This window comes from Pseudomonas sp. Irchel 3E20 (assembly GCF_900187645.1).
Lineage (GTDB): Bacteria > Pseudomonadota > Gammaproteobacteria > Pseudomonadales > Pseudomonadaceae > Aquipseudomonas.
Genome location: NZ_FYEE01000003.1, coordinates 185,260 through 210,567, shown reverse-complemented (window position 1 = coordinate 210,567; position 25,308 = coordinate 185,260). Strand labels below are relative to the sequence as shown.

At 61.8% G+C, this 25,308-nt stretch carries 19 protein-coding genes and 1 pseudogene; 8 read left to right on the top strand and 12 right to left on the bottom strand.

What is annotated here, in order from left to right:
* Window positions 1-19: 19 nt before the first annotated feature.
* From CKW13_RS07300 to CKW13_RS07290, 3 genes are all read left to right on the top strand, one after another.
* Complete coding sequence (locus CKW13_RS07300) at window positions 20-1,405, top strand: hypothetical protein (RefSeq protein ID WP_095107921.1); 1,386 nt, start codon at window positions 20-22, stop codon at window positions 1,403-1,405.
* A gap of 73 nt (window positions 1,406-1,478) precedes the next feature.
* A complete protein-coding gene (locus CKW13_RS07295; RefSeq protein ID WP_095107920.1) occupies window positions 1,479-2,717 on the top strand; it encodes a hypothetical protein in 1,239 nt (412 codons plus the stop codon).
* 77 nt (window positions 2,718-2,794) lie between these two features.
* The gene (locus tag CKW13_RS07290) at window positions 2,795-3,007 is read left to right on the top strand and encodes a hypothetical protein (RefSeq protein WP_095107919.1); all 213 of its coding nucleotides are present in this window, start codon (window positions 2,795-2,797) and stop codon (window positions 3,005-3,007) included.
* Window positions 3,008-3,394: 387 nt separating this feature from the next.
* Here CKW13_RS07290 and CKW13_RS07280 read toward each other — a convergent pair whose 3' ends face one another.
* Window positions 3,395-5,470 (bottom strand): c-type cytochrome, encoded by a 2,076-nt coding sequence (locus CKW13_RS07280; RefSeq protein WP_095107917.1) that lies wholly within the window; start codon window positions 5,468-5,470, stop codon window positions 3,395-3,397.
* 254 nt (window positions 5,471-5,724) lie between these two features.
* Here CKW13_RS07280 and CKW13_RS07275 point away from each other — a divergent pair, with 254 nt between their 5' ends.
* A complete protein-coding gene (locus tag CKW13_RS07275; RefSeq protein ID WP_095107916.1) occupies window positions 5,725-6,174 on the top strand; it encodes a hypothetical protein in 450 nt (149 codons plus the stop codon).
* On the opposite strand, the gene CKW13_RS07270 is transcribed toward CKW13_RS07275, so the two are convergent.
* A complete protein-coding gene (locus tag CKW13_RS07270; RefSeq protein WP_256576533.1) occupies window positions 6,140-7,321 on the bottom strand; it encodes an MFS transporter in 1,182 nt (393 codons plus the stop codon). The genes CKW13_RS07275 and CKW13_RS07270 overlap by 35 nt on opposite strands.
* Window positions 7,322-7,416: 95 nt before the next feature.
* Here CKW13_RS07270 and CKW13_RS07265 point away from each other — a divergent pair, with 95 nt between their 5' ends.
* Window positions 7,417-8,319 carry a LysR family transcriptional regulator gene (locus CKW13_RS07265; RefSeq protein WP_095107914.1) on the top strand — a complete coding sequence of 301 codons (903 nt, stop codon included), beginning with the start codon at window positions 7,417-7,419 and terminating at the stop codon, window positions 8,317-8,319.
* 71 nt (window positions 8,320-8,390) lie between these two features.
* The gene (locus CKW13_RS07260; protein WP_095107913.1) at window positions 8,391-9,095 is read left to right on the top strand and encodes a hypothetical protein; all 705 of its coding nucleotides are present in this window, start codon (window positions 8,391-8,393) and stop codon (window positions 9,093-9,095) included.
* A 314-nt stretch (window positions 9,096-9,409) separates the two neighbouring features.
* On the opposite strand, the gene CKW13_RS07255 is transcribed toward CKW13_RS07260, so the two are convergent.
* The 6 genes from CKW13_RS07255 to cyoA all read right to left on the bottom strand — a co-directional run bounded on the left by CKW13_RS07255 (window position 9,410) and on the right by cyoA (window position 14,637).
* Entirely contained in the window at window positions 9,410-9,622 is a 213-nt protein-coding gene (locus tag CKW13_RS07255) for a hypothetical protein (RefSeq protein ID WP_095107912.1), read from the bottom strand.
* Between the two features lie 175 nt (window positions 9,623-9,797).
* Window positions 9,798-10,685, bottom strand: a complete 888-nt coding sequence (cyoE, locus tag CKW13_RS07250) for a heme o synthase (protein WP_095107911.1) — start codon at window positions 10,683-10,685, stop codon at window positions 9,798-9,800.
* Window positions 10,686-10,696: 11 nt separating this feature from the next.
* A complete protein-coding gene (gene cyoD / locus CKW13_RS07245; RefSeq protein ID WP_095107910.1) occupies window positions 10,697-11,032 on the bottom strand; it encodes a cytochrome o ubiquinol oxidase subunit IV in 336 nt (111 codons plus the stop codon).
* Window positions 11,032-11,658, bottom strand: a complete 627-nt coding sequence (locus CKW13_RS07240; RefSeq protein WP_095107909.1) for a cytochrome o ubiquinol oxidase subunit III — start codon at window positions 11,656-11,658, stop codon at window positions 11,032-11,034. The genes cyoD and CKW13_RS07240 overlap by 1 nt, the downstream gene beginning before the upstream one ends.
* A gap of 3 nt (window positions 11,659-11,661) precedes the next feature.
* The gene (gene cyoB, locus CKW13_RS07235; RefSeq protein WP_095107908.1) at window positions 11,662-13,680 is read right to left on the bottom strand and encodes a cytochrome o ubiquinol oxidase subunit I; all 2,019 of its coding nucleotides are present in this window, start codon (window positions 13,678-13,680) and stop codon (window positions 11,662-11,664) included.
* A gap of 3 nt (window positions 13,681-13,683) precedes the next feature.
* Complete coding sequence (gene cyoA, locus CKW13_RS07230; protein ID WP_095107907.1) at window positions 13,684-14,637, bottom strand: ubiquinol oxidase subunit II; 954 nt, start codon at window positions 14,635-14,637, stop codon at window positions 13,684-13,686.
* 27 nt (window positions 14,638-14,664) lie between these two features.
* On the opposite strand from cyoA, the pseudogene CKW13_RS24970 reads away from it, so the two are divergent.
* A pseudogene (locus tag CKW13_RS24970) lies at window positions 14,665-14,879 on the top strand (hypothetical protein).
* Between the two features lie 568 nt (window positions 14,880-15,447).
* On the opposite strand, the gene CKW13_RS07220 reads toward CKW13_RS24970, so the two are convergent.
* Window positions 15,448-16,011 carry a hypothetical protein gene (locus tag CKW13_RS07220; RefSeq protein ID WP_095107906.1) on the bottom strand — a complete coding sequence of 188 codons (564 nt, stop codon included), beginning with the start codon at window positions 16,009-16,011 and terminating at the stop codon, window positions 15,448-15,450.
* Window positions 16,012-16,198: 187 nt separating this feature from the next.
* Window positions 16,199-16,711: a disulfide bond formation protein B gene (locus CKW13_RS07215; protein ID WP_095107905.1), complete on the bottom strand. Its 513-nt coding sequence runs from the start codon at window positions 16,709-16,711 to the stop codon at window positions 16,199-16,201.
* A gap of 230 nt (window positions 16,712-16,941) precedes the next feature.
* Here CKW13_RS07215 and CKW13_RS07210 point away from each other — a divergent pair, with 230 nt between their 5' ends.
* A complete protein-coding gene (locus CKW13_RS07210) occupies window positions 16,942-17,916 on the top strand; it encodes a D-glycerate dehydrogenase (RefSeq protein WP_095107904.1) in 975 nt (324 codons plus the stop codon).
* A gap of 44 nt (window positions 17,917-17,960) precedes the next feature.
* On the opposite strand, the gene CKW13_RS07205 is transcribed toward CKW13_RS07210, so the two are convergent.
* The gene (locus tag CKW13_RS07205) at window positions 17,961-24,224 is read right to left on the bottom strand and encodes a DUF6543 domain-containing protein (RefSeq protein ID WP_095107903.1); all 6,264 of its coding nucleotides are present in this window, start codon (window positions 24,222-24,224) and stop codon (window positions 17,961-17,963) included.
* Window positions 24,225-24,300: 76 nt separating this feature from the next.
* Complete coding sequence (locus tag CKW13_RS07200; protein ID WP_095107902.1) at window positions 24,301-25,197, bottom strand: DMT family transporter; 897 nt, start codon at window positions 25,195-25,197, stop codon at window positions 24,301-24,303.
* Window positions 25,198-25,308: the final 111 nt, after the last annotated feature.

Below are 25,308 nucleotides of genomic sequence, written 5' to 3'. Positions count from 1 at the left end.
CGATCTGGAGCACTACAAAATGGCTGACGTAGACACGCAAGACCTGTGGGCAAAATGGCTGGGCGCGGTTCAGGCAGCAGCACTGCCGGCCGGCCTGGGCGAGGGGCAGCGCTTCAGCGCCGGCTCCACCACCCTGAACGTGGACCTGGGCAACGCCGACCCCACCATCCAGAACTACTACATCCATGGCCTGGGCGATGTGGTGCCGGCCAACAGCCCGTCTTATTCGGCCGGTAGCAGCCTGGTGTCGGCCTACGCTGCGTTTCTGGATTGGATCGATCCGGGCGCCAAGGTCAACCCCAACCTGGACAGCCAGGTCAACCTCGCGACCACCAAGCTCAACAATGCGCAAAAGGCCTTCAACGCCATCCTGATGCAGGCCATTACCGCCTATAACGCTGCCAAAGGGGTCATGCCCGATCTGCCTGCGTTCAAGGACTGGCTGCCGACCAACTACCCCAGCTACCTGACCGCCAACAACGACTTGATAGGTGCCTCCGGTGCCTACGAACAGTTGATGATTCAGGTCTACGGCCCCAACTACGCCTCGCTGCAAAACGCACGCACCAACGTGGGGTACAACTACGCCCAGAACGTACTGACCCAGAACAAATTCAACATGGCGGTGACCTCCGGCAGCGTCTCCCCGCCCGGCAGCCAGCCCGTGGTGATTGGCGGCGACACGCCTGCGGCCCCCTCCGCCCTGGTTTCTTCGTTCTTGCCCGCCTATAGCCTGCAAGCTTTCGGTAGCAAATACCCTGAGTGGCAAGCCGCCAGTGTCGCGGGCCAGAACGATGCCGGCGCCTCCATCAGCATCACCTCCAGCACCGAGGACTACAGCCTGGACAAATCCGGCTGGAGCGCTTCGGCCAAGGCGACGCTCTTCGGCGACTTCTTCAACTTCTCCCTGGGCGGCTCCACCAGCGGCGGCAAAACCAGCATCAACACCAGCAGCAGCGACTTCTCGCTGACCGTGGATTTCACCGGTTTCGGCAGCTTTCCGATTGCTCCCGGCGCCTGGTGGAACAGTGCCCTGGTGGCATTGAACACCACCAAGCTCAAGCCTGGCGCACCGGACTTCTTCGGCGATGACGGCGCGCTGTCGGGCCTGGCCACCCAGGTGGTGGTCGGGTTCGAGCCCACCGTGACCCTGAAAATGAGCGCCAGCGACTACAGCAACGTCAAGAGCACCTGGCAGGCCCAGGCCACCACCTCCATCGGTATCGGCCCGTTCCGCCTCGGCAAACTCTCAGGCTCGGCCAACGGCACCAAGCAGGACATCCACTACGACGATGCCACTGCCTCGGTCACCATCGGCCCGGTCAAGAGCACCCTGCCGGTGCTGCTGGGTGTAGTCAGCCAGCGGCTCGGCGGTAGCCAGGATACCGGCGGCGACGACGAGTAAGCCCTCCCCCGATTCGCCTCTCGCACACGCGGGGGGCGAACCGCTCCAGGCCACCGCACAGGGAGTACGGACCGTGGCAAACGACCCTTCGATATGGCAGTTGTATGGGCAGACGCTGGCCGGTTGGGCCGACGTGGCGAGCACCTCAGTGCTGTCGCTGGCCGGCATCAACACCTTCAGTGACTTGGGCAGCGCCGACATCGGCCGCTGCAACTGGAGCATCTACCAACTGGGCAACGCCCTCCCCGCCCCTACCGGCAGCTACTCGCCCCACGGCGACTGGTTCGGCGCCTACTGGCTTTACCTCAGCTACCTGCTGCAGGCCGCACCTGCACCTGCCGCTACCACGCCACTGAGCAACCGGCCCGCCGCACTGCCACCCGCGGCCCCCGATTTCCAGCGCTATCGGCAATTGCTGATGGCCTTGCGCAACCCGCCGTCCGCCACACTACGGGCCGCCAGAACGCCCTCACCTGCCAGCGCCCTGGCGCAAGCCCATCAAGACTTGACCCAAAGCCTGGCCAGCACCGCGCCGCAGGTTGTCGGCGCCCTCAACCTCTGCTGGCTGGCGTCACAGCAAGACCCCACCTCGCTGAACATGCCAGTCAGCATCGCCACCGGCACCGCCCGCTGCCCCACGTTCAGCCTGGCGCAATGGGCCCAGGCGTGGAAAACCTGGAACGCCCCACCGCTGCTGCGCGCCAGCCCGGCCCGCGTGCTGCTGACCGGCGCCACCGTGCCGCTGGCGCCGATTGCCAGCGGCAACCTGCGCGCCCAACCACCGGGCGGCTGGCCCGCATTCATTGGCCTGAGCATCGCCACCCCAGCGCAACCGGCGCTACGCGGCTTGGCAAGCAACGCGAGCACAGCGGGCACCTCGGTGAGCCTGAGCATGGCCCTGGCGCAATTCGGCAGCTTCGCCCTCACCCCCGGCGGGTGGTTCAGCCCTGCGTTCCTCGACGCCAGCCACTACAGCGCGCCGAGCGACGCCCCCGATTTTTTCAGCGCCAACGGTGCCCTCGGCCTGTTGCCCAGCCATGCCTTGGTGGGCCTTGGCCCGCAACTGACCCTGCGCGCCAGCAACCCGGCCCAAGCCGAACAACTGGCCGACACCGTCACCCGCATCGGCCCCTTCAGCGTCCAGGCCAGCACCACCGTGCAACTGCCACCCGACGCCAGCGGCAGCAGCGGGCAAGTGGACATCCACTTCGACGCCCAGGACTCCAACGTGCCCGTGCTGCTGGGCGTCGTCAGCCAACCGGCGCGGCCAACCACGATTCCATCCACCGATAAGCAAGGAGGGCTGCGATGAATATCACAGATGAACGTTGAGGCGCGGCTGCAAGTAAATAAGTGCAACTTTAAACTCAATAAGCGAGGGGCAAGATCATGCCTACCTATAACCAGCAAAAGTTCACCAACCAAGCCACCCAAGTAGTGCAGCAGGTTTACTGGAACGACAAACTCAAGTTTGCCGGCTCCCCTGAAGTGACCATCGCCAACTGGCTCAACGCGCAATATGGCGGCGTGTGGAAGAAAGAAGGTTCCCGGCGAACCCATCTGCAAAGCGGTGATGAAAGTGCTGTGCTGTACAAACCATGACGCTATCGCGCAGGGCGCCTATGGCGCCCTCGCTTAATCAACTTTACGAACTCACCAACGAGACAAAGCCATGGGTAAGTATTGTGTGGAAAAGTTTGAAAACATGGGCACCGGCAAAGAAGTAAAGGTGTATTGGGAGTGCAATAAACATGTGCATAACGCGGCCATGATAACGTCCGTCAAGATCTGGCTGGCGACGCAGTACCCCTTGGAGATAGGGTTATGGAACGTCCGCGCTAATAGCTACAGATCAAACCAACCAGAGCCTGACGAGTCCAAGAACACGATCAAGTACGGTTGACCCGAAAAAAACGAGGAGGCCTTGGGCCTCCTCGTTATTCACAGCGGCATTACCCATTCACATGGGCCGTAGCGCTTTGTGCGGCCTTAGTACCGCGCATCCACCGGTTTGCCGCCCTTAGGCCAATCCTTGACCTTGTCCGGGAAGTCCGGGCGCGGTTGGTGGGAGAAGTACTCGGCCACGTCTACCGCTTCCTGGTCCGACAAGCCGCCCTGGCCCAACGGGAATTTTTCGTGGAAGCCAATGGGCATGTTGCGTTTGACGAAGGCCGCAGCCGTGTAGGTGCGGGCCATGCCGGCGCCGATATTGAACGACTCGTCGCCCCACAGCGGTGGGTAGATGAGGGTGCCGTCTTCGCGTTTGAGGCCTTGGCCGTCGTCGCCGTGGCACACCGCGCATTGCTTGGCGTACACCACCTTGCCGTTTTGCGGGTCGGGCTTGATGTTGGGGTCGATCTTACCCACGCCGCGCCCGGCGACTTTGTCTTCGGGTTTGGTCTCGCGCTTCATCCAGTCGAAGTAGGCGACCATCGCCTGCATGTCGGCCGATTGCACCGGCAGCGGCTTGCCGTGCATGGAGCGGCGGAAGCAGCCGTTGATGCGTTCTTCCAAGGTCACTTCCTTGCCGGCGCGCGGCGCGTAGCTCGGGAAGAACGCCGACACGCCGACAAACGGCGAGCCATCGGCCACGGTGCCGGCGTTGAGGTGGCAACTGGTGCAGTTCAAGGAGTTGCCGACGTTGTCCGGCAGCAGTTCCTTGGTTTGCAGGTGCAAGCGCATGCCGCGTACCACTTGCTCGGCGTTGGGCGCCGAGAGCAGGTCGGCCAGGCGCGGGGTCTCGAAGGCCGAGGAGTCGGTGTTCTTCGGGTTGAGGTTGGCGCGCATCTTCTTCACCTGGGCGGCGCTGATGGCCGAGCCGGTGTTGCCCCAACTGCTGCGCACGAAGCTGAGGATTTCGGCGATTTCCTGGTCCGACAGGCGCGCGAACCCGGGCATGGTGTAGACCCGTGGGTGGGCCACAGTCTCGGCGGTCTGCCACCCGGTGAGGGTGATGTGCAACAGCGAGGTGGGGTTGGCCGAGGAAATGCTCGGGTTGCCGGCCAGGGCCGGGAACATGGCTTTCACGCCGCCGCCGTCGGGGCGGTGGCAGTCACCGCAGAACTGCGTATAGGCCAGGCCGCCACGGCTGGTGAACTGGTTGTCCGGGGACTTGGCCGGTTGCAGCGGCACGCTCGGCATCGGCAGGTCGTCTTTGCCCGGTGGCAGCGCCTTGAGGTAGGTGGCCACGGCGGTGAGGTCGGCGTCGGTGAAGTGCTGGGAACTGTGCTGGATCACATCGGCCATGTTGCCCGAGACGGTGGCAAAGCGGTTTTGCCCGGTCTTGAGCAACTGCACGGTGTCTTCCACGGTCCACAGGCCACGCAGGCTCAAGGCCCGCCAGTGTTCCACGGTCTCGCCGGCCAGGTAGTGCTTGCCGCTGCTGCCGGCGTCGCTCATGGCTTTTTCCTGGAACGCGAGGCCGCGCGGGGTGTGGCACGAGCCGCAGTGGCCCAGGCCCTGCACCAGGTAAGCACCACGGTTCCACACCTCGTCCTTGGTTGGGTCCGGAACGAAAGGCTGGTTGTCGACAAACATGAAGTTCCACAACGCCAGGCCCCAGCGCTGGTTGAACGGGAAGCTCATGTCCGCTTCCTTGTTGGCCTTGTTCACCGGTTCCACGCCTTGCAGCAGGTAGACGTAGAGGGCGCGCATATCGTCGTCGCTCATCTTCGCGTAGGACGGATAGGGCATGGCCGGGTAAAGGTTGTAGCCCGCTGGCGAGACGCCTTCGCGCATGGCACGGTCGAATTGCTCAAAGGTGTAGCGGCCGATGCCGGTGTCCTGGTCGGGGGTGATGTTGCTGGAGTAGATGGTCCCCATGGGGGTTTTCAGTTCCAGGCCACCGGCCATCTCGGCGCCTTTTTTGTCGGTGTGGCAGGCGATGCAGTCGCCCAGTTGGGCCACGTATTTGCCGCGCTCGATGATCGAGTCGGCGTCTTCCAGGGTCGGTTCCAGGGTTTGGCTGGCAGGCTCGGTTGCCGGGGCGGGCTCACTGGCCAGGAGGGGGTTCAATAACAACAAGGTCGCGCCAAGCATCGCCAGGCGGGAGAGAGAAAAAGCCATCGCACTATTCCTTTATCAATCCGCCTGGGGTGGTCCCCTCAGCGGATCTGCAATCATTTTTATTGGCTTGTCAGGCATACGGTCGGGGCGGTGTGCGCCCCACCATCGTTGTATAGGTTTTTGCATAGCGGCCTTTTGATATGAATCAGGCCAGGGGAATAAAACTGACATATCACGCCCCTTTCACGGCTGTATGAATACGCCGAGCCTGGGCTAGGCTCCACCACTCCACCCCTGGCCCATGGAGCGCGCCAATGAATATCCGTCACTGCATCCTCGTTTCCCTGCTGGCTGTGGCCAGCCTGCCCACCCTCGCCGCCGAGCGCGAAACCCTGCGCCTGACCACCCTCGCCGACGGCAACCGCGGCACCAAAGGCCCGGTCGACCTGGCGCCGCCCGGCCCATCCCAGGGCGACCTGTTTGTGTTTGACCAACCCCTGATGAACGAGCAACGCCAGGACATCGGCACCAACAGCGGTTATTGCCTGGCCACCCAGCCTGGCGTGTACAGCCAATGCCAATGGACCCTGACCCTCAAGGACGGCGCCTTTGTGGTGGCCGGCCAGGAAGCGGAGCAAGGCAAATCGGTGGTGGCGGTGATCGGTGCCACGGGCAAGTACCGGGGCTTCTATGGGCAGATGAGTTCCCAGCCCAATGGCGACGGCACCTTTACCCAGATCCTGGAGGTCCGCCGCCCCCGTTGACCGGCCGCCAGCCCCAACGGGCCAGCAGCAAGGCGCCCAACTGGAATGCCATTATCAGCGCCACGCACCCCGGCCAACCCCAGCGCTGCCACAGCAGCGCGGGCAACACCGCGCCCAGGCTGCCGCCCAGGTAGTACGCACTCAAATACCAACCCACCGCACCGGCCTTGTTGTGCCGGGCGGTGGCGGTGGTGAAGGCGTTCGCCGCCGCTTGGGCGAGGAACACCCCAGTGGAACTCAACGCCAGCCCCGCCACCATCAAGGGCAACGGCGCCAGCAAGGTCAGCAGGGAACCGGCGACCCCCAACCCGCACGCCACGCCGAGCAAGCGCACCTGAGGCCAGGACTTGCCCAGGCGCCCCGCCACCGGGACTACCACCAGCGCCAGCAAAAACACCAGGTAGATCGTGCCCAGCGCCGCCGGCCCCAAGGAATACGGCGCCTGCCCCAAATGCAAGCCGGCGTAGGTGAACATCGCCACCTGGGAAAACAACACGCAAAAGCCCACCCCATAAGCCGCCAACAACGGCCTGCTGCGCAGCTCCCGTGCGGCCAGCCCACGCCCCGTGGCCGCGGCGGCCACCCCGGGCGAGCCGGCCGGTAGCAGCATGTGAATGCCCAGGCCAATCAACAGCGTCAGCGCGGCCAGCACCACAAAGGCTTCGCGCCAGCCCAGCCACTCGGTCACCAGCCCTGTGACGAACCGCCCGCCGAACCCGCCCAGCACGGTGCCAGCCACGTACAGGCTGGTGACTTCAGTCACCGTGGCACCGCGCCAGCGCTCGCCGATGTAGGCCACGCTGGTGGCAAACAACACGGGAATCAGCAGGCCCTGGGCAAAACGCCACAACAGCAACTCGGCAAAGCCCTGGGCCTGAGCAATCAGCAAGGCCGGCTCGGCCAGCAGCAGTGCGCAAAACACCATCACCCGGCGCCGCTCGAACACCCCGGTCAAGCGGCTGACAAAAGGCGCCATCAACGCCACCGCCAGGGTGGTCACGCCGATGCTCCAACTGGCCTCGCGGGGGCTCAGCGCGAACTGCGCGGCAAACACCGGGAGGATGCCCTGGGTGGCGTACAAATTGAGAAACGCCGCACAGCCACACAGAAACAGGGCGATGCGCGGCGCGGGTAGAAAGCGGTTCATCATCTCACTCGTCGGACCACAGGCATCCGTTATAGAGTGCCGGGCCTTGGCCGGGCCAATACCGAATTCCCACCGATCGATACCTAAGGCCGCACATGCTCGATCTACGTCGCCTGCGTTACTTTTTGATGGTTGCCCAAGAGCTGCATTTCGGCCGCGCCGCCCTGCGCCTGCACCTGGCCCAGCCGCCGCTGACCCGGCAGATTTCCGCCCTGGAGGCCGAGCTGGGGTTTCGCCTGTTCCAACGCAGCAGCCGCGCGGTGAGCCTGACCAGCGAAGGCCAGGCCTTTTTGCCCTACGCCCGCGCCGTGCTGGAGCAAATGGAGTTGGCCCAGGCCATCGCCGGCAAACTGGCCAGCGGTTGCGCCGGGCAACTGACCCTGGGTTTTGCCAGTTCGATTGCCTTGTCGAGCCTGTTCAGCGAGGCGATCCGGGTGTTTGGACAGCGCTTCCCTGAGGTCGAGTTGAGCCTGATCGAAGGCGCTTCGGCCAGCCAATGGCCGCAGATTATCGACGGCCGCATCGACATCGGTTTCAGCCGTTTGCACCCCGGCAGCGGGCACGACGGGCTCGACACCCTGGCCTTGGCCGACGAAGAGCTGATTGCCGCAATCCCCAGCGCCGACCCGTTGGCGGCCCTGGCCGAAGTGAGCCTGGCGCAGTTGAGCGAGCGGCCGTTGATCCGCTTCCCGGATGACTACGGCTCGGGCCTCAACCAGATCCAGGACCGCCTCTACCACGACGCCGGGGTGCGCCTGGTGCCCGGCGCATCGGGGCGCCAGATCACCTCGATCATCGCCCTCGTCGCCGCCGGCCAAGGCGTGGCCCTGGTGCCGCGCTGCACCGCCGCCCTGGCCCTGGCCGGCGTCACCTACCGCCCCGTCGAAAACCGCCAGGCCCGCGCCAGCCTGCTGCTGCACACCCGCCGACAGGGGCGCAGCAAAGTGGTAGATGGGTTTATCGCTATCGTCAGGGAGTTGGTGGGCAGCCCGCCTTGACGCCATCGCCTGGGCACCATGAGAATGCCCGCCGCCTCATCCCCTTGTTTAATGAAGTAGTGAATTTTTCAATGCCTGATACCCGTACCGCCGAAGCCGTAGCCACCCCGTCGTCCCGGGTGGAATACGAAAATGCCATCCACCTTTCGCAGCACGTGCCCCAGGCGAAAAACATCAGCGAAATGGTGCTCGACGCCTTCCAGTCCACCAAGGAAAGCGAACAGATCCGCCAACTGCGCGCGGCCATCCGCCAGGCCCACGATAGCTTCGACGACGACAAGGCCTACGAACTGATGGGCGAACTCAAACAACTCAAGGACGCCGAAGCCGCCGACATCGCCGCCCTGGAAAACCTCAGCAGCCAATTCCCCATCAGCCGCATTCTGTCCACCTACAAGGACGACCCGGCGTTCCAGGAAATCGTCTACGGCCTGGCCCTCAAAGTGCTGAACCAAACCCACCAGGCCATCAGCAACCCCAGCGCCGGCAAGAGCAAAACCGCCCGCGCCAAGAAAGAAGCCGAAGTGTTCAGCATCAGCAAGGACGGCATCAGCGTCACCCTGCCCCTGCGCAACCCGCGCGCCAAACTCAACCTCGACCGCCAAGCCCTGGAGTTCCTCGGCTTCACCTTCGTCGGCGAAGGCGACGAAGCAGAGCTGCAAAGCGAAACCTTTGTGGATAACTCAGGCGCCGAACACCCCCTGACCCGCAAAAGCATCATCACCGCCCTGCAACAGCAAACCGCATTCGACGGCTACAGCATCGCCCAGGCCTGATTCGCACCCGAGAAAAAGGGCCTTCAGCGGTGTGGGGTGGCTGAAGGCCCTGTCAGTTCCTTGGCCGAGGGTGTACTCGGTAATCTTTCTTATAGCGCTTAGACTGCCACTTCCTGGCGAGGGTAAAACCTGCTCCAAACAATAAAAATAAAACTTTCAAAGACACTCGCCACATGTCTGGGCGGGTTATAGAGGTTTTTTGTTGTATGGCTGGTGCTCCTTTTTGTGCCTGAACCTGGCGGTTTACTTTAAACGCCAGGTTCAGGAACAAGGCCCACATAACAGCCTTGGGCAGTCGCTAAATAGCGCTGTATTTATTCCCCAAAGCTGTAGGACTCGATCATGCGGTCTTCACGCAAATTCAGACGAATGCGGTGCGGGCCCAGATCGTGCGGGTTATAGAACCCCGCCCCCACTGGCCGCACCGGGCGGCCAGTGCGCGCTTCGAGTTGAGCGCGCAGGGGTTCGGAGTAAGGCTGGCCGATAACGGTGTTCAGCAGGGTTTCGGTTTCCATCAGGTCTTGCATGATTGCTTCCTTGCATTAATGAATGAATCTTCCTGCGCCTCGTCCGTGGAGGCGTGGGGTGACTATCGACCGATCAAACCAAGCGGATGCTGTAGATATGTACCGCAGCGAAAAAAACAATAAAAAAACCCCGCGCTTCTCTCGAAGGCGGGGCTTTTTACACAGCGCTGTCAGTTCAAGGTGCGTAAGTCAGCAGCAACTCGTGGGGCACCTGGAAGTCCAGGGACATCATCACGCTCAGGGCAGTGATGGTGAAGATGGAGAACACGAACAGCTTGCGGGCCCAGACGCTGTCGTCCACCGCTTTGTAGCCGCTCCAGGCCATGTACAGCCAGTACATGCCCATGGCGGCCGCGACGGCCAGGTAACTCATGCCCGCGTAACCACTGAAGGTCAGCATCAAGGTCGCCACGAGGAAGGCCAGGATGTAGAGCAGGATGTGTTTTTTGGCCACGCGTATGCCGCGCTTGACCGGCAGCACCGGGATGGATGCCGCCAGGTAGTCGTTGAAGCGGAAGATCGCGATGGCGTACGAGTGCGGCATCTGCCACAGGCTGAACATCACCAGCAGGGTCAGGGCCGCCATGTCGAAGCTGTTGCTGACCGCGACGTAACCGATCACCGGCGGCATCGCCCCCGACAGGCTGCCCACCAGCGTGCCGTGCACCGACTTGCGCTTGAGGTACAGGCTGTAGAAGCCGACGTAGATGACAAAGCCGATAACGGCGAACAACGCCGCCAACGGATTGGCCACCCAGTACAGCAGCGCCACGCCGGCGACGCCGAGGACGGTCGCGTAGATCAGCGCCAGTTTCAGGGAGATGAGGCCCTGGACCAGCGCGCGGTTCTTGGTGCGCTCCATCTTCAGGTCGATGTCGCGGTCGATGCAGTTGTTGAACACGCAACCGGAGGCAACCACCAGGGAAGTGCCGATCATGGCGGCCAGGAAGATGGCCAGATCGACATGCCCTTTGGAGGCCAGGAAGAACCCGCCTGCCACAGAAAGCACGTTACCGAAAATGATCCCCGGCTTGGTGATTTGGATAAAGTGCTTTAAGGACATCCGGATTTTCCTCAGTGCGCCATCATCACGGTGTGGATGCTGAACATGATCCACAACGAGAGGCCAACCAGCAGGACGATCACCAGCGCCGCGAAGACAAACGCAATCACGTTGTTGCGCTGGGCCTGGGAGCGATCCAGGTGCAGGAAGTACACCAGGTGTACCAGCACTTGAATGACCGCGAACGCCAGGATGATCCACAGGGTCATGGCTTTGGGCAGCGAGGGGTACATCACCAGGCCAAAGGGAATGACGGTCAGGATCACCGACAGGATGAAGCCGATGGCGTAGGACTTGACGCTGCCGTGGCCGGCGTCGTGGCTGTCGTGGGAGTGGGCATTAGCCATTACAGAGTCCCCATCAGGTAAACAACGGTGAAGACGCAGATCCACACCACGTCCAGGAAGTGCCAGAACAGGCTCAGGCAGCTCAGGCGGGTCTTGTTGGTCGCGGTCAGGCCGTTTTTCTGCACCTGGTACATCATGATCGCCATCCAGATCAGGCCGCTGGTCACGTGCAGGCCGTGGGTGCCGACCAGGGTGAAGAACCCGGACAGGAAGCCCGAACGGCTAGGGCCGAAGCCTTCGGCGATCAGCAGGTGGAATTCGTTGATCTCCATGGCGATAAAGCCCGCGCCCAGGAGGAAGGTCATGGCCAACCAGCCCAACACCTGGGTTTTCTTGCCCTTGAACAGCGCCAGCATGGCGAAGCCGTAGGTGATCGAGCTGAACAGCAGCAGCGCGGTTTCACCCAGCACGTACGGCAGCTCGAAGATGTCGTGGCCCGACGGGCCACCGGCGACGTTGTTCACCAACACCGCGTACACCGCGAAGATCGACGCAAACAGAATGCAGTCGGTCATCAGGTAGAGCCAGAAACCGAAAATGGTCATCTCGCCCGAGTCGTGGTGGTGGTCATCGTGCCCATGGTCCGTGCCATGGGCGTGTCCAACATTGGTCACTAAGTTCGACATGGTTTAAGCCTGTTCCAACGAGGTTTCAACACGGCTAGCCGGGATGGCCTTGGCCGCTACCAGACGCTTGCGCTGCTCGGCTTCGATCCGTTCGATCGTTTCCACCGGCACCATGTAGCCCTGGTCGTCGCGGGCGGCATGGATGGCGAAATACACCACGGTGCCGACCAGGCCAACGATGGCCAGCCACCAGATGTGCCAGACCATGGCGAAACCGAACACCGTCAACAGGCCGCCCATCACCACGCCCGTGGCGGTGTTGCTCGGCATGTGGATCGGCTCGTAGCGGGCCGGGGCCTGGTAAGCGGTGCCGTTTTCCTTGGCTTCGGTAAACGGATCGACGCCATCAGCCTTGGGCAGTACGGCGAAGTTGTAGAACGGCGGTGGCGAGGAGGTGGACCATTCCAGGGTATGGGCATTCCACGGGTCGCCCGCTTCGCACAGGTTCTGCTTGCGGTCACGCACGCTGACGTAGAGCTGGATCAACTGGCAGGCGATGCCGACGGCGATCATCACGGCGCCGAACATGGCCACGTACAGGTACGGCACCCACTCCGGGTTGGTGGTGGCGTTCAGGCGACGGGTCATGCCCATGAAGCCCAGCGCATAGAGCGGCATGAACGCGACGAAGAAGCCCGAGATCCAGAACCAGAACGCGGCCTTGCCCCAGCCTTCGTGCAGCTTGAAGCCGAACGCTTTGGGGAAGTAGAAGCTAAAGCCTGCGATGTAGCCGAATACCGCGCCGCCGATAATCACGTTATGGAAGTGCGCGATCACGAACAGGCTGTTGTGCAGTACGAAGTCCGCGCCGGGGATGGCCAGCAGTACGCCAGTCATGCCGCCGATGGCGAAGGTCACCATGAAGCCCAGGGTCCACAGCACCTGGCTGGTGAAGCGCAGCCGGCCTTGGTAAATGGTGAACAGCCAGTTGAACAGCTTCACCCCCGTGGGAATGGAAATCAGCATGGTCGCCAGGCCGAAGAAGGCGTTGACGTTGGCCCCCGAACCCATGGTGAAGAAGTGGTGCAGCCAGACCATGAAACCCAGGATCGAGATCGCGCCGCTGGCGTAGATCATCGAGTGGTGGCCGAACAGTTTCTTGCCGGAGAAGGTAGAGATGACTTCGGAGAAAATGCCGAACGCCGGCAGGATCAGGATGTACACCTCGGGGTGGCCCCAGGCCCAAAACAGGTTGACGTACATCATCGGATTTCCACCCAGTTCATTGGTGAAAATGTGGAAATCCATGTAACGGTCAAGGGTCAGCAGTGCCAGGGTAGCGGTCAGGATCGGGAACGAAGCCACGATCAGGACGTTGGCCCAGGTGCAGGTCCAGGTGAAGATCGGCATGTCCATCAGCTTCATGCCGGGGGTACGCATTTTCAGCACGGTGGCCAGGAAGTTGACCCCCGTTAGCGTCGTCCCTAGCCCCGATAGCTGTAGGGCCCAGATGTAGTAGTCCACACCCACGCCCGGGCTATAGCCGGTTTCCGACAGCGGCGGGTAAGCAACCCAACCGGTCTTGGCGAATTCGCCGACACCCAGGGAAACGTTCACCAGCACCACGCCTGAGACCAGCAGCCAGAAGCTCAGGGAGTTGAGGAACGGGTACGCCACGTCGCGGGCGCCAATCTGCAGCGGCACTGCCAGGTTCATCAGGCCGGTGAAGAACGGCATCGCCATGAAGATAATCATGATGACGCCGTGGGCGGTGAAGATCTGGTCGTAGTGCTCAGGCGGCAGGTAGCCCGGCGAGCCCTCGGTGGCCATGGCCAACTGGGTGCGCATCATGATGGCGTCGGCAAAGCCGCGCAGCAGCATAATCATGGCGACGATGATGTACATCACGCCGATTTTCTTGTGGTCCACGGACGTCAGCCACTCGGTCCACAAGTAGGTCCACTTCTTGAAGTAGGTGATTGCCGCGAACACCGCCAGACCGCCGAGCGCGATCATGGCAATGGTCACCATGACAATCGGCTCGTGGAACGGAATCGCTTCCAGACTTAATTTACCAAACATCGATTACTCCTCTGCCCCGGCAGCTGAATGCGAACTCATGTCCATCCCTTCCATGTGGGCCACTTCTTTGTCTTGCTTGTCTTGCTTGTCGTGGTGCATCGGCTTGCCCGGTTTCATGCCTTCATACTTGTCGATGATGGTCTGGAACAGGTTGGGCTTGAACGAGGCGTAGAGCGCGACTGGGTTGTTCTGGCTCGGCTTGGAAAGGGCTTCGTATTCAGCTTGGTCAAGCTGGTTAGGTGCCTTTTTGACATCACTGACCCAGGTGTCGAACTCTTCCTGGGTGGTGGCGATGGCTTTGAACTTCATGCCGGTGAAACCCGCACCGCTGTAGTTGGCGGAGATCCCGTCCAGCTCGGCGTTCTGGTTGGCCATCAGGTGCAGCTTGGTCTGCATACCCGCCATGGCGTAGATCTGGCCGCCCAACCCGGGGATGAAAAACGAGTTCATCACGGTGTCGGACGTCACCCGGAAATTGATCGGGGTGTGGGCCGGGAATACGATCTTGTTGACCGTGGCGATGCCTTGTTCCGGGTAGATGAACAGCCACTTCCAGTCCATGGCGACCACTTCGATGGTGATCGGCTTGACGTCCGATTCCAGCGGACGGTACGGGTCCAGGGCGTGGGTCGACTTATAAGTGACGTAACCCAGGGCGACGATAATCAGGATCGGCACGGTCCAGACCGCGATCTCGATCTTGGTGGAGTGGTTCCACTTCGGCGTGTAGGTGGCCTGGGTGTTCGAGGCACGGTATTTCCAGGCGAAGATGAACGTCATCAGGATCACCGGCACGACCACCAACAGCATCAGCAGGGTCGCGGTGATAATCAGGTTTCGCTCGTCCAGGCCCACCTGGCCCTTGGGGTCGAGCAAGGTCATGTTGCAACCGCTGAGCAATAACATGCCCAGCAGAGGCAAAAAGCCTAACAATCGGGGGTACCTGGTTTTACTCATCTCACGACCTCTAAAGCAGCTTGCGCAATGCAGTTGGGTTTTGATCGCCAACACTTCACCCTGCCAAGGGTTGGCATTTTTTCATCGGTTGAATAAGGGCCTGCCCGGCGCGCTACGCGCTGATCGACAAATCCTGGGCTAGCGGTGTGTTCTTATTCGAATTCGTGGTCAAAGGCCTGGTTAAAGACCAATTCCATTTGGTGCGGAAATGTGGAAGGCGCCGGCACCTGCAAACCCTATGAAGCCTAAAAATGCCCCTGGGCCGCATGCGTGTGCTCAGGGATGAGCAGTGCCGCAAATTCAGTGCGGGCGATTGTAGATACGTCGGGTTTTATAAACCATGTCTCATCTAGAAATAATTTTTATCGCATTCAGCAACAATCTCTAACGATTATTGCGCCGACGCATAATCGTATCGAATTTCATTCTCAACAAAAACCCCGAAAAATGTAGGCTTAATGGGCCCGATTCAGACAGTTACACTGTGCGCAAAATCGCCTACCAGATCGCGCCATGCCCCTTTTTTAAAGGGCTATAGCGCCACGGCAAAACCTGTTAGAACTGCCTGGTGCCCGAGCGGCGCAAGGCGAAAAAAAACCGGCCACACCTGTGCGGGCTGCCCGCGCATTGTTGCAATAGCCCTACACTTTGAAATGATTTGTCACATAACGAGTGTGACAACGTGTCGCAGGTATGCAGCAACGATTCTTGAGCGTTGTCATGGCAATTTTCACCAAGACGAAAAAATACCAGGGCGTCGGCGTGCCACCGTCGCCCTGATACGTACTTTTGCGTACAACGCCGATGGGGTTACTCGAAGGCAGGCTGGCGTACACCGACCTTGTAGCTCCAATCCAGGATGCTGGCTTCGCCATAACGGTTCATTGCTGTCAGCAGCGCATCCAGCGTCTTGAAGCGCACTTGATAGATTTCAGGCTGGGGGATGTGCTCGACGTAAACACTGTGACCATCGAAGTACACAGGTGCCGAGTGATAGCCATAACTGTCCGACTCATATTGAAGTTGAAACGCATAGCGCCGACACAGTAAGAACATATGCGGTTCACTCAATTGCTCATCCAGGGTCGAGGGTAACTTTTGCCCGGTGTACTGAATGTGATCCAGAGCACCGGGCACCTGAATAAAGCCATATTCGTCCAGTACTTGGAGTAGATCTTCAAGGTGGCTAAACAAACAGGTGTTAATATCTGGGTACTCATCGATGCTTACCCTGAAGCCGCCGTTCTCCAAGGTAATAGGGGCCTGGGTAATTTCCCCCGAGCCTGCACGATAAAGAACCATCAAATAGCTAAAGGCTTTTTCTTCCCAAAGGGTTTTGGTGACAGATACACGGGCTTCTTGCGAGAGATACATGATGCAATTTCCTTATTGCAGTAAGTTGAATCATCAGCATAGAAGAAGTTGCAAAAACAATAGTCGCCCTATGGCCGACAGTGAATGTAGGAGTCATCACCCACTTTCACTTATCCAGTTAAATCCACCACACAGCAAAACGCCCCGAACTCTTATCCAGAGCCGGGGCGTTATATAGTTAGTGCGTTTATGAGTTCAAGTGTTTGCGATTACGGGTAATCAGCAAAGGCACGAGCACCGCCGTCAATACAAACGCCAGCAACGCCCACTGCGCCAGGGACAAGCCAAGAATCGGCGGGTAAGGCGTGGAGCAAAAGCCATCGACCTGAAAGCCCAGGGGGAAGATCGTCGCCAGCGGCAGGCTGTCTACAATCGGCTGCAGCACATCGATACCGCAACTCACCGCCGGGTAGAACTGGGTGTATACGTGATGCCCGGCCACCGCCACACCGCCGAGGGCGCTCAACACCACCAGCGCTTCCATGACCGTCAGGCTACGGCGCCCCGGCATGGCGGCGCCGATAAACGCAAACAGCGCGATCAGCAGCAACGCATAGCGTTGCAGGATGCACAGCGGGCACGGTGCCTCGCCCAGCACCACTTGCATATAGAGCGCGCCGCCGATCAGTGCCAGGCAGATAATGCCCAGCAACACCAGATAGCGGCGTTCGCGTACCAACCTTAGTGTTTCTTCACTCATTGTCGTAATCCTTTCCCAAATTGGCGGCGGTTCAATGGCCGCCAGTTTACACGCGGATCGTGAAGGTTCGCGCATGCGCCCCAGGTTAAAACCTGGGGCAATTAACAGCACAGGCATTAACGGCGGATTAATCTTCGCCGGCCGCTGCCGGGACAACTGGCACTCGCCTAACCGCGACCGGGAATGTTAGCGTGCTTGCTATTTTCCGCCGTCAGACGAGCACTCCTTCGATGAAAAAGACCGTACTTGCCTTCAGCCGCGTCACCCCGCAAATGGTTGAACGCTTGCAGCAGGACTTCAACGTGATCGTGCCCAACCCCAAGCAGGGCGACATCAACGCGCAGTTCAACGAAGCCCTGCCCCAGGCCCACGGTTTGATCGGCGTGGGGCGCAAACTGGGCCGTGCGCAACTGGAAAACGCCCAGCAATTGCAAGTGGTGTCCAGTGTCTCGGTGGGCTACGACAACTACGACCTGGCCTACCTCAATGAACGCGGGATCATGCTCACCAACACCCCCGATGTGCTCACCCAAAGCACCGCCGACCTGGCGTTCGCCCTGCTGATGAGCAGCGCCCGCCGCGTGCCGGAACTCGATGCCTGGACCAAGGCCGGGCAATGGCAAGCCACCGTCGGCGCGCCGTTGTTTGGCACCGATGTGTTTGGCAAAACCCTGGGCATCGTGGGCATGGGTAACATCGGCGCCGCCATCGCCCGCCGTGGGCGCCTGGGGTTCAACATGCCGGTGATCTACAGCGGCAACAGCCGCAAGACGGCGCTGGAACAGGAACTCGGCGCCCAGTACCGTAGCCTCGACCAGTTGCTGGGCGAGGCGGATTTCGTCTGCCTGGTGGTGCCGTTGAGCGACAAGACCCGCCACCTCATCAGCCACCGCGAACTGGCGCTGATGAAACCCGGTGCGATCCTGGTCAATATCTCCCGCGGCCCGGTGGTGGATGAGCCGGCGCTGATCGAGGCCCTGCAGAACAACCGCATCCGCGGCGCGGGGCTCGATGTGTACGAGCGGGAGCCGCTCAGCGACTCGCCGCTGTTCGCACTCAGCAACGCCGTGACCCTGCCCCACATCGGTTCGGCCACCCACGAAACCCGCGACGCCATGGCCAACCGCGCCCTGGACAACCTGCGCAGTGCGCTGCTGGGCGAACGCCCGCGGGATTTGGTCAACCCTCAGGTGTTCAAGGGCTGATGGCCGCCAGCCCTTGGTCGCCCACAACAGGCGCCAAGGGCCGCTCATTCAGGCTGCGCGGGCGCCCTGCCGGTAAATGCCAGCCACTCGCGTTGGGTCAGTTCGTCAATCAGCGCTCTCTCCTGTTCTTCCAGCGACACCTTTAAGACATTGGCCTGCAACAGGTATTGGTGTTCATTGAGGGTGCCGTCGCTGACCTGCTCATCGAGTGCCTCCAGCGCCGTGTGCATGGACCTGAGCCGAGTGGCGAACGCGCCCTCGAATCGGTCTCGCAGCAAGTTCTCCCAGAAATCCCTGCGCCCGGGAACGGCCGATAACAGGATCTCGATATGGGTGCGTGCGTCCGCCAGGGTCAGCACCCTGCGCATGCTCTCGATGTCTTGCGTGCTCAGTTCCGGGGTATTGCGATCCATCCTTTGCCGGAACCTGCTTGGCATCACAAAGAGGTCGGCCAGGGCTATCTGATACGCCAGTTCCCGGCTGCTCAATAGGTGTTCCTGCTGGTACAGGCCGGTTTCCCGTAGATTATTTTTCAACACCTCCAGCCGCGCCTCGGTGCGAAACAACACCAAGGCATCCCACAACGCCTCGGGGCGCCGCCCGGTGGCAATCCTGAATGGCTGGGTGCTCAACGCGATGGAGCCCAGGATGAGTACCAAGCGGTTGATGGACAGGCCAGGTTCATAGGGCTCGCCATGGAGGTTCAGGGCGAATTGCGCACTGGCGTCGGCCCCTTCCAGCAAGTCCCACACGCAGCGGCCCAGGTCTTCACGTAGCGGGCGGTAAGACACTTCGTTGAAATGGGGGTGGGAGCCGATCCGCTCGATCAGGTCAAAAAACCCGCTCATCTGAGTGGACTGGCTCTTTACGCGGTTCCACAGCGCCCGTCGGTCTGCAAGGGCACTGCCGGGAATGTCCGCCAGCCAATGCTCAGGGTTGGCCGGCCTGGGCTCATAGCGGTTTATCACGCCGAAGTTCGCATCGCGGTGGTCAGGGTCGGCGTGATAACTGCGCAACAGGTCCCAGGTCTGATCGGAAAGCGGATTGCCTGCAAGGTCCATGGCCCGCAGCACCGCATGAGGAAGGGCGAGACCGAACTGGGTCAGTTCTCCAATGCGGTTATCGCGCAAATCGATCCGCCGAATACGGCGCAACCCCGCCATCCCAAAGGGCAAGTGAGTCAAGCCCGTATTGCGCAGGTTCAGTCCTTCGAGGCGGCTCAACGTACCCACCTGCAAACGCAGCCCCGGTTCCAACGGGTTACCTTCCAGATCCAGCACCCTGAGCTCGACCATGTCCATCAGGTATTGCACGTCTGGGAGGCTAAACGAGATCTGGTTGTACGCAAGGTCAAGCCCGATCAAGTCGGGCAGGCGCGTGAGATTTTGCACAAAATGACGTAGCCCATTGCTGCGTAACGACACGCTTCTTACCTTGGGAAACAGCCGCAAGAACGAAAACGGCACATCCTCCAGTGCATTGTCATCGAGCTTGAGCACCCTCACATTACGCAACGGCACAGCGATATCAGGCAGCTCGGCCAACGCCAACCCACTCAGATCCAACTCGTATCCACCGGCCACCTGCCTGGCCTCCTTTCGCCAGCACTGGAGCAGGCGCTGCGCGACAATGGCCCTGTTGCCTCCTGCCGCAAGTTCCACCCAGGCGCGCAATTGCTGCTCCAGGCGGCCCCTCTCCAGCGTCAGTTGAGCAATGGCCTCGCGCCGCTCATGGGTCGTATCGCCCAGGTCACCGATGTCCAACCACGCCTCATCGTCGGTCTGCGATGGGTAAAGCTCCCGGTAGGCCGCCAACAGTTGCCCGTCAACGGTTCGGGAGCGGCCCCTCCCACTCAGGGGATAACCAATGCGCCCAGCCGCCACGCGCCGAGGCGCAATAAACCAGGGCTTGATGGGCCGCATCCCGAGGACTTCCCGGGCGCGCGCCCTGTCGCCGCTCACCTGCTGGGCGATCTGCTCGCGCCATTGCGCATCGGCGAGGGCCGGTTGCGGCACCAACGCCTGGCGCTGGGCCGCCGGCAACCCAGCCAGCAGCGCCGTAAAAAACCATACATCAGCCGGCCCTGTGCTACTGCCATTGGCCGTGAACGTCTGGGCCTGGTAGCCCTGAGCGGTATTCCTCATCTCCAGGCGTACAGTCGCCGTCTCGCTGCCCAGGCTATCGACCCGCCCTTGCGGGTCGAAGACCTCAACCCGCATGTCCACGGGCCAGCCGGGCAGGCGCGAGAGCGCGTGCAGGATCAACCGATGGCTGTCCGCCGACTGCGCGCCCTGTAGGAACAACCCTTCAAAGGCGCGGTTCAGGCGCACCGTTTGCACCTGCCAACGCGCCTCTTCACCCAACGCATGAGGAATTTTTCCTGCCGCCAGTTGCTCACGCTCAACAGTGTTGGCACCGCGCACCAGGTCATCGGCAAGCACCTGCGTCAGGCTGGGGAAGGCTCGCTGAATCAACTGGGCGCGCGGATCGGCGCTCAGGTGATCGCGCAGGCTTAAGGCCTGGAACAACTGCGCGGCCAACTGTGGCCGGGCCTGTTCCCGCCGCGTCAGCAGCGCCTCCACTGGCGGCTCAAGGCCCGGCCCGGATGGGCCGACAAGGCCGCTCACCCCATCGGCATCGAGCGTACCCAGCAGGCTCACGAAAAACTCACGCCCCCGCTCCAACCCGATGTCGATCTGCTGATGGCGCTCGAAACGCGCCACGCTGTCCAACAACAACGCAGGTGGTGGCTCACTGTTGGCATGAACCCGGCGCAGGACGTCTTCGCCCACACCACTGACCGCCGCGATGCCGTCGATAGCATCGGCACCGAACATCGCCACCGAATGCCCCAGGCGCCGAAACGGCTCATGGCCCTCCCACGTCCGGGGGTTCTCATCGGCTAGACGCCAGGCGCCATGGCCGTTGTGGACCAAGGGCAGGCCCACGGCGCCGACCTTGAGCGGGTGCACAATCTCCCAAGCCAATGGCTGGCCGTGTGCCGCTACCTGATAGGTACGGCCGCCCAGGGGTAAATAACGTTCAGCGGCCACGGTATACAGCCCCGTGGCGTCGGGTTGCAGCCTGTTCAGGTCTACATTCGTGACCTCGTAATGTTCCAGCCCGGTGGTGGGTAACCGGAATGCGCCCTGGGTCGTACGGTGCCTGAGCATCGCCTGGGCCACCCGCAGACGCAGGCTCTGCACCGGATCGTCGGAGGCCAGGTCCAGGGTCAAGCGTTGCGCCGCGCCAAGGTGCGCAAGGAGAGCGAGGTAGAAGCTGTCGGGGCCCCCGATCGCCTCTTCGCGCCGGCTCTGTTGGTGGTCGAACACGGCAACGCGCCCCTCGTCATCGGTGAGCAATACGATGGTCTGATCCCCCGCGCCCTTGCTGGCGTAAGGGTTGCTTTGGGCTGGCGCACCCACCACCAGGTCGCGCCCCAGGGAATGACTGAGCACAAAACGGGCAAAGCCTTCAGCCCAGGCCAGCGCGTCGGGGTTAAAGGCGCGGCGGTGGAAAATGCCGTCCAGTGCCGCGTCACGTCGGCCGTCGTCACGGGCGCGACGCAGGGCCCAATACAAGCGTTCTGGAAGCAGTTGTGAGCGCACGATCTGTTCCTGCTCGTGGCTCGGCAACGGATGCTCGCGCAACACCTCCAGCAACCGGGGCCGGGATACCTGCGGGTGCAGCGCCTCCAGTGTGCGCACCACCGTCGGTGTGGTACTGCCCTGCGCGCCACGGCTATCGGGCAGCAGTTGCCGCACGCCTGGCCGCGCGGCGGCTGCGCCCGCGCGCAGGCTCGTGCCGAATCGCGTCAGGGCCTCGAACAGCTCTAACCCACGCACGGACAACAGTTCCAGCAACTCGGACGCCACGGTGCTGCGCCGTTGCGCCAGCGCATCGGCGGCGGCCAGGTCCGGCGCTGGGTGCAATGCGGGCACAGCGTGCAGTACCCAGTCCAGCAGGTCGGTATCCGGCACCCTGCGCCCTGAGGTATCGAGGCGGTGGTCCCCTTGCACGATCAGCACAACCTGCCTGCTGGCCAATGGCGCGCCATTGCGGCTGTAGCTGCACACCACGTCGCCGTCGCTGTCCTTGCGTACCAGGGCGGTGTCCGCCGGCCAGCCTGGCACATGGGGCAACAGTGCCAACAAGGCGTCGGCGGCATGCACGGGTATCGGCTCAAGCGTGTCGAGCAGCGCACCGAGCTGGCGGATGTGCTGATCGGCCCGCAAGCGCACGATGCCATCGATCACTGCCGCCGACAGGGGCCGGGCCTCGCCACGCCATAGGCTGTCCAGCTGCGCGCGGGAAATTGCGCAGCCCTTGAGCAACGCCTCCAGGGCATTCACCGGCACCCCGGACAGGCCCAGCATGCGCTCGAGCAACGTGGTGTCGCTCAGGCGAGCACTGTCATCCAGCGCCAGGCGCCAGGTTCGGCTCATCGCGTCATAACGTACCGGTGGGCTGAAAGGCGAGCCGCCCGCGCGTGGCTTGAGTTGCCAGCCCTGATCGCCCACAGGCACAACCTGCGCCAGCAGGGTCTGCTCGCCCTGGGCCACCTGCACATAGCGTTGCTCGCCGTGTTCGATGAAGCCCTGGTCATTGGGCTCCCGGATCTGGGGCAATTGATCGGGGCTGAGGGCGAAGGGTTGGATGTCTTCGCGCCAGAGCCCCACGGTGCCATCGCTCAGGGTGACCTTATGGTGGCCACTAAGCCGTTGAAACAGCCGCGCGTGTCGCCGGTAGGCCATGTTCCCCAGCCTGCGCTCCAGGCTGACACTGAACATCAGGTCTGCCAGGTCGATGAATGCCTGGGTCAAATCCGCCGCCTCGCCGTGGCTCAAGGCCTGCACGCCTTGGTACAGGCTGTAGCCTAAGGTGGTGAACAGAGCCAACTGCCTCAGGCCATTGATACCGCGCACCGGGCCAGGCACGGGGATCAGCAGCCAGTCCAGCGACTCATTGACGATGACCTTTATGATCTTGACGGCCGACTCCCAATCCCTATCAGAGGTCTGGATGGCCATCGCTTTGATATTGCTGGCAAAGCGGCCGGTTTCAAACGCCCACAACGCCGCATGGGGCGAGGTGGTGGGCTCCTGGGTATAGGTCAGTTGGTTGATATCGCGCTGGTAGAGGGCGCGGGAAAAAACGTCATAGAGGCGTGAAGCGACCCAGTTCAGGCCCGTGGGCCTTACCGGGACGCGACTGAAACTGCGCAGCAGAGCCTGATCGTGAAACGACAAAGGCTCGTGCAGCCAGGGGAAATGGCCATGATAGGCGGCGATGAATTGGTGCTTGAAGCTGTTCCAGGCCCACTTCACCTCATCCTCATGCTGCAAGGCACCATTGGGGCGGTTGGGAAAATAGGTAAATACGCCTCTGACCCCCGCCACCCTGAACATCACCAGCGGCACGCGGATAGGGTGGCCACGTTCAGGGGGTTGCTGCACGCCAGCAAACCCGGGCTCGGGCACCGTCAGGGGTTCGCCCGCGCCATAGGGAACCCGCATCGTCAGCAAGGCGCAGCTCGACCATTGGGTCGGCAACCGATCTGCCCGCTTCAGGGCCTCGTAACGGCTGCGGTCGATGCCGCTGGTGGACGACGTCCGCAGGGCTTCCAGCAGATCGAACTCGAACTGGAGCGCCACCTTGCTCTGCAGCAGGCGCTTGAGTTCCCCCTGCTCCAGCGTCTGTTGCAGTTGCTCGTTGAGCCGCGCGCCTAGATCCAGCTTGCGCACCTTGTCGATAAACGCCGCCACACTCAGGCCGCCATCGATGTAGCTGGCATTCTCGGTACTGCCCATCTTCGGCAGATACCACGCGGTGTCGAAACCGAAGTTGCCACAGGCCGCCTCCCACAGGCTGACGCTAAAGACGTCTTCAGCCTGCGCATGAGGGTCCAGGGCCCGGGTCGCCCGTAACGGCCCCTCGCCCTGCTCGCCGGGGGCAGGTTTGAGGTAGCGGGTGTGCAGGTAGGTGGTTTGCGGGTCGATGTCGCGCCCGGCGATCTCGCGCAAAACCGCACGCAACTGCTCCAACCCTGCGGCCTCGAACGCCTTGTGGAAATCCGCGGCGCCCTGCTCGAGGCGTTGCTGGGCGTTCAACACTTGTCGCTGCAAGGCCAGGTAGCGGCTGCGCTCCTCATCCTGAAGGCCGCCCATGAACTGCTCGTATTGCACATGCAGTACGTCCACTACCTGCTGCAAGCTCCATTGCTGCTGCGACAGCAGCCACTCATGGTCCGGCGGCGCGGCCAGGAATGTCGCGAGACTGGACGCCTCGTCTTTGCCTTGGTTGGCCATTGGTCAGTCCTTTTAAAAAACCAATGGCCAGCCTAAGCCCCCCCGCCGGACGATCCACTCTACTTATATACCGCCCTCAGGCGAGCGAGCGCCGAGGGGCCAGCGGCGCGGGTTTGCGGAACACCAGCACATTGCCCAGCATTACCAGCACCAACCCGACCAACGCCGGGGCCGTCCATTGGTAGCCTTCCACCAGCGCCGAGACGTTGAGTGCCACCACCGGGAACAGCACCGTGCAGTACGCCGCACGCTCCGGGCCCATGCGCCCGACCAGCGTCAGGTACGCGGTAAAGCCGATCACCGACCCCGGGAGCACCAGGTACAGCAACGAACCGAGGTAGCGCGTCGTCCACTCCACCTCAAAGGCGATGCCACTGGCCAGGCAATACGCCGCCAGCATCGCCGCGCCATAGGCCATGCCCCAGGCGTTGGTGGTCAAGGGCTTGAAACCGGCCTTCTGTTGCAGGCTGGAAAGCATGTTGCCCGCCGAGAAACACAGCGTGCCCAGCAGCGCCAACCCCAGGCCCAGCACGGTTTGTGGGCTGGCGCTGTGGCCCGCCAGTTCCGGCCAGAACAGAAAGCCCAGGCCCAGCAGGCCCAACGCACCGCCCATCAACACGTTGCGGGCGACTTTCTGGGCGAAGAACACCCGGGCGTTGAGGGCGTTCCACAAGGTTGCCGTGGAAAACACCACCGCCACCAAACCGCTGGGCACCCATTGGCTGGCGTACAGAAAGCACATGAAGTTCACGCAAAACAGGCACAGGCCCTGGGCCAGGCAAATCAAATGGGCGCGCCGGTTCATCGGCTGCAAACGGCGGCTGAGCAAAAGGATGGCGAACAGCACCAGGGCCGCCAGGGCAAAGCGGTAGACAATCGACACCTCGATGGCTACCACACCCAACTGCCATTTGAGGGCAATCCAGGTGGTGCCCCAGATCAGCACGGTCAGCAGGTACAAAGTGATGTTCATGGCGAGGGCTCCTGAAGAAGGCCTTCAGTTTCAAGCCTCACCTGGCATTGGCGCTTGCATAAACTTGCGCTTTTGTCGCCGGTGGGCTGGCAGGGTGATGGCGACGGAGTA

Bases quoted from the DNA above. Each gene is read 5' to 3' on its own strand.
- CKW13_RS07300 (WP_095107921.1), top strand. From the start codon at position 20: ATGGCTGACGTAGACACGCAAGACCTGTGGGCAAAATGGCTGGGCGCG.
- CKW13_RS07290 (WP_095107919.1), top strand. From the start codon at position 2,795: ATGCCTACCTATAACCAGCAAAAGTTCACCAACCAAGCCACCCAAGTA.
- CKW13_RS07280 (WP_095107917.1), bottom strand. From the start codon at position 5,470: ATGGCTTTTTCTCTCTCCCGCCTGGCGATGCTTGGCGCGACCTTGTTG.
- CKW13_RS07275 (WP_095107916.1), top strand. From the start codon at position 5,725: ATGAATATCCGTCACTGCATCCTCGTTTCCCTGCTGGCTGTGGCCAGC.
- CKW13_RS07270 (WP_256576533.1), bottom strand. From the start codon at position 7,321: ATGAACCGCTTTCTACCCGCGCCGCGCATCGCCCTGTTTCTGTGTGGC.
- CKW13_RS07265 (WP_095107914.1), top strand. From the start codon at position 7,417: ATGCTCGATCTACGTCGCCTGCGTTACTTTTTGATGGTTGCCCAAGAG.
- CKW13_RS07260 (WP_095107913.1), top strand. From the start codon at position 8,391: ATGCCTGATACCCGTACCGCCGAAGCCGTAGCCACCCCGTCGTCCCGG.
- CKW13_RS07255 (WP_095107912.1), bottom strand. From the start codon at position 9,622: ATGCAAGACCTGATGGAAACCGAAACCCTGCTGAACACCGTTATCGGC.
- cyoE (WP_095107911.1), bottom strand. From the start codon at position 10,685: ATGTCCTTAAAGCACTTTATCCAAATCACCAAGCCGGGGATCATTTTC.
- cyoD (WP_095107910.1), bottom strand. From the start codon at position 11,032: ATGGCTAATGCCCACTCCCACGACAGCCACGACGCCGGCCACGGCAGC.
- CKW13_RS07240 (WP_095107909.1), bottom strand. From the start codon at position 11,658: ATGTCGAACTTAGTGACCAATGTTGGACACGCCCATGGCACGGACCAT.
- cyoB (WP_095107908.1), bottom strand. From the start codon at position 13,680: ATGTTTGGTAAATTAAGTCTGGAAGCGATTCCGTTCCACGAGCCGATT.
- cyoA (WP_095107907.1), bottom strand. From the start codon at position 14,637: ATGAGTAAAACCAGGTACCCCCGATTGTTAGGCTTTTTGCCTCTGCTG.
- CKW13_RS07220 (WP_095107906.1), bottom strand. From the start codon at position 16,011: ATGTATCTCTCGCAAGAAGCCCGTGTATCTGTCACCAAAACCCTTTGG.
- CKW13_RS07215 (WP_095107905.1), bottom strand. From the start codon at position 16,711: ATGAGTGAAGAAACACTAAGGTTGGTACGCGAACGCCGCTATCTGGTG.
- CKW13_RS07210 (WP_095107904.1), top strand. From the start codon at position 16,942: ATGAAAAAGACCGTACTTGCCTTCAGCCGCGTCACCCCGCAAATGGTT.
- CKW13_RS07205 (WP_095107903.1), bottom strand. From the start codon at position 24,224: ATGGCCAACCAAGGCAAAGACGAGGCGTCCAGTCTCGCGACATTCCTG.
- CKW13_RS07200 (WP_095107902.1), bottom strand. From the start codon at position 25,197: ATGAACATCACTTTGTACCTGCTGACCGTGCTGATCTGGGGCACCACC.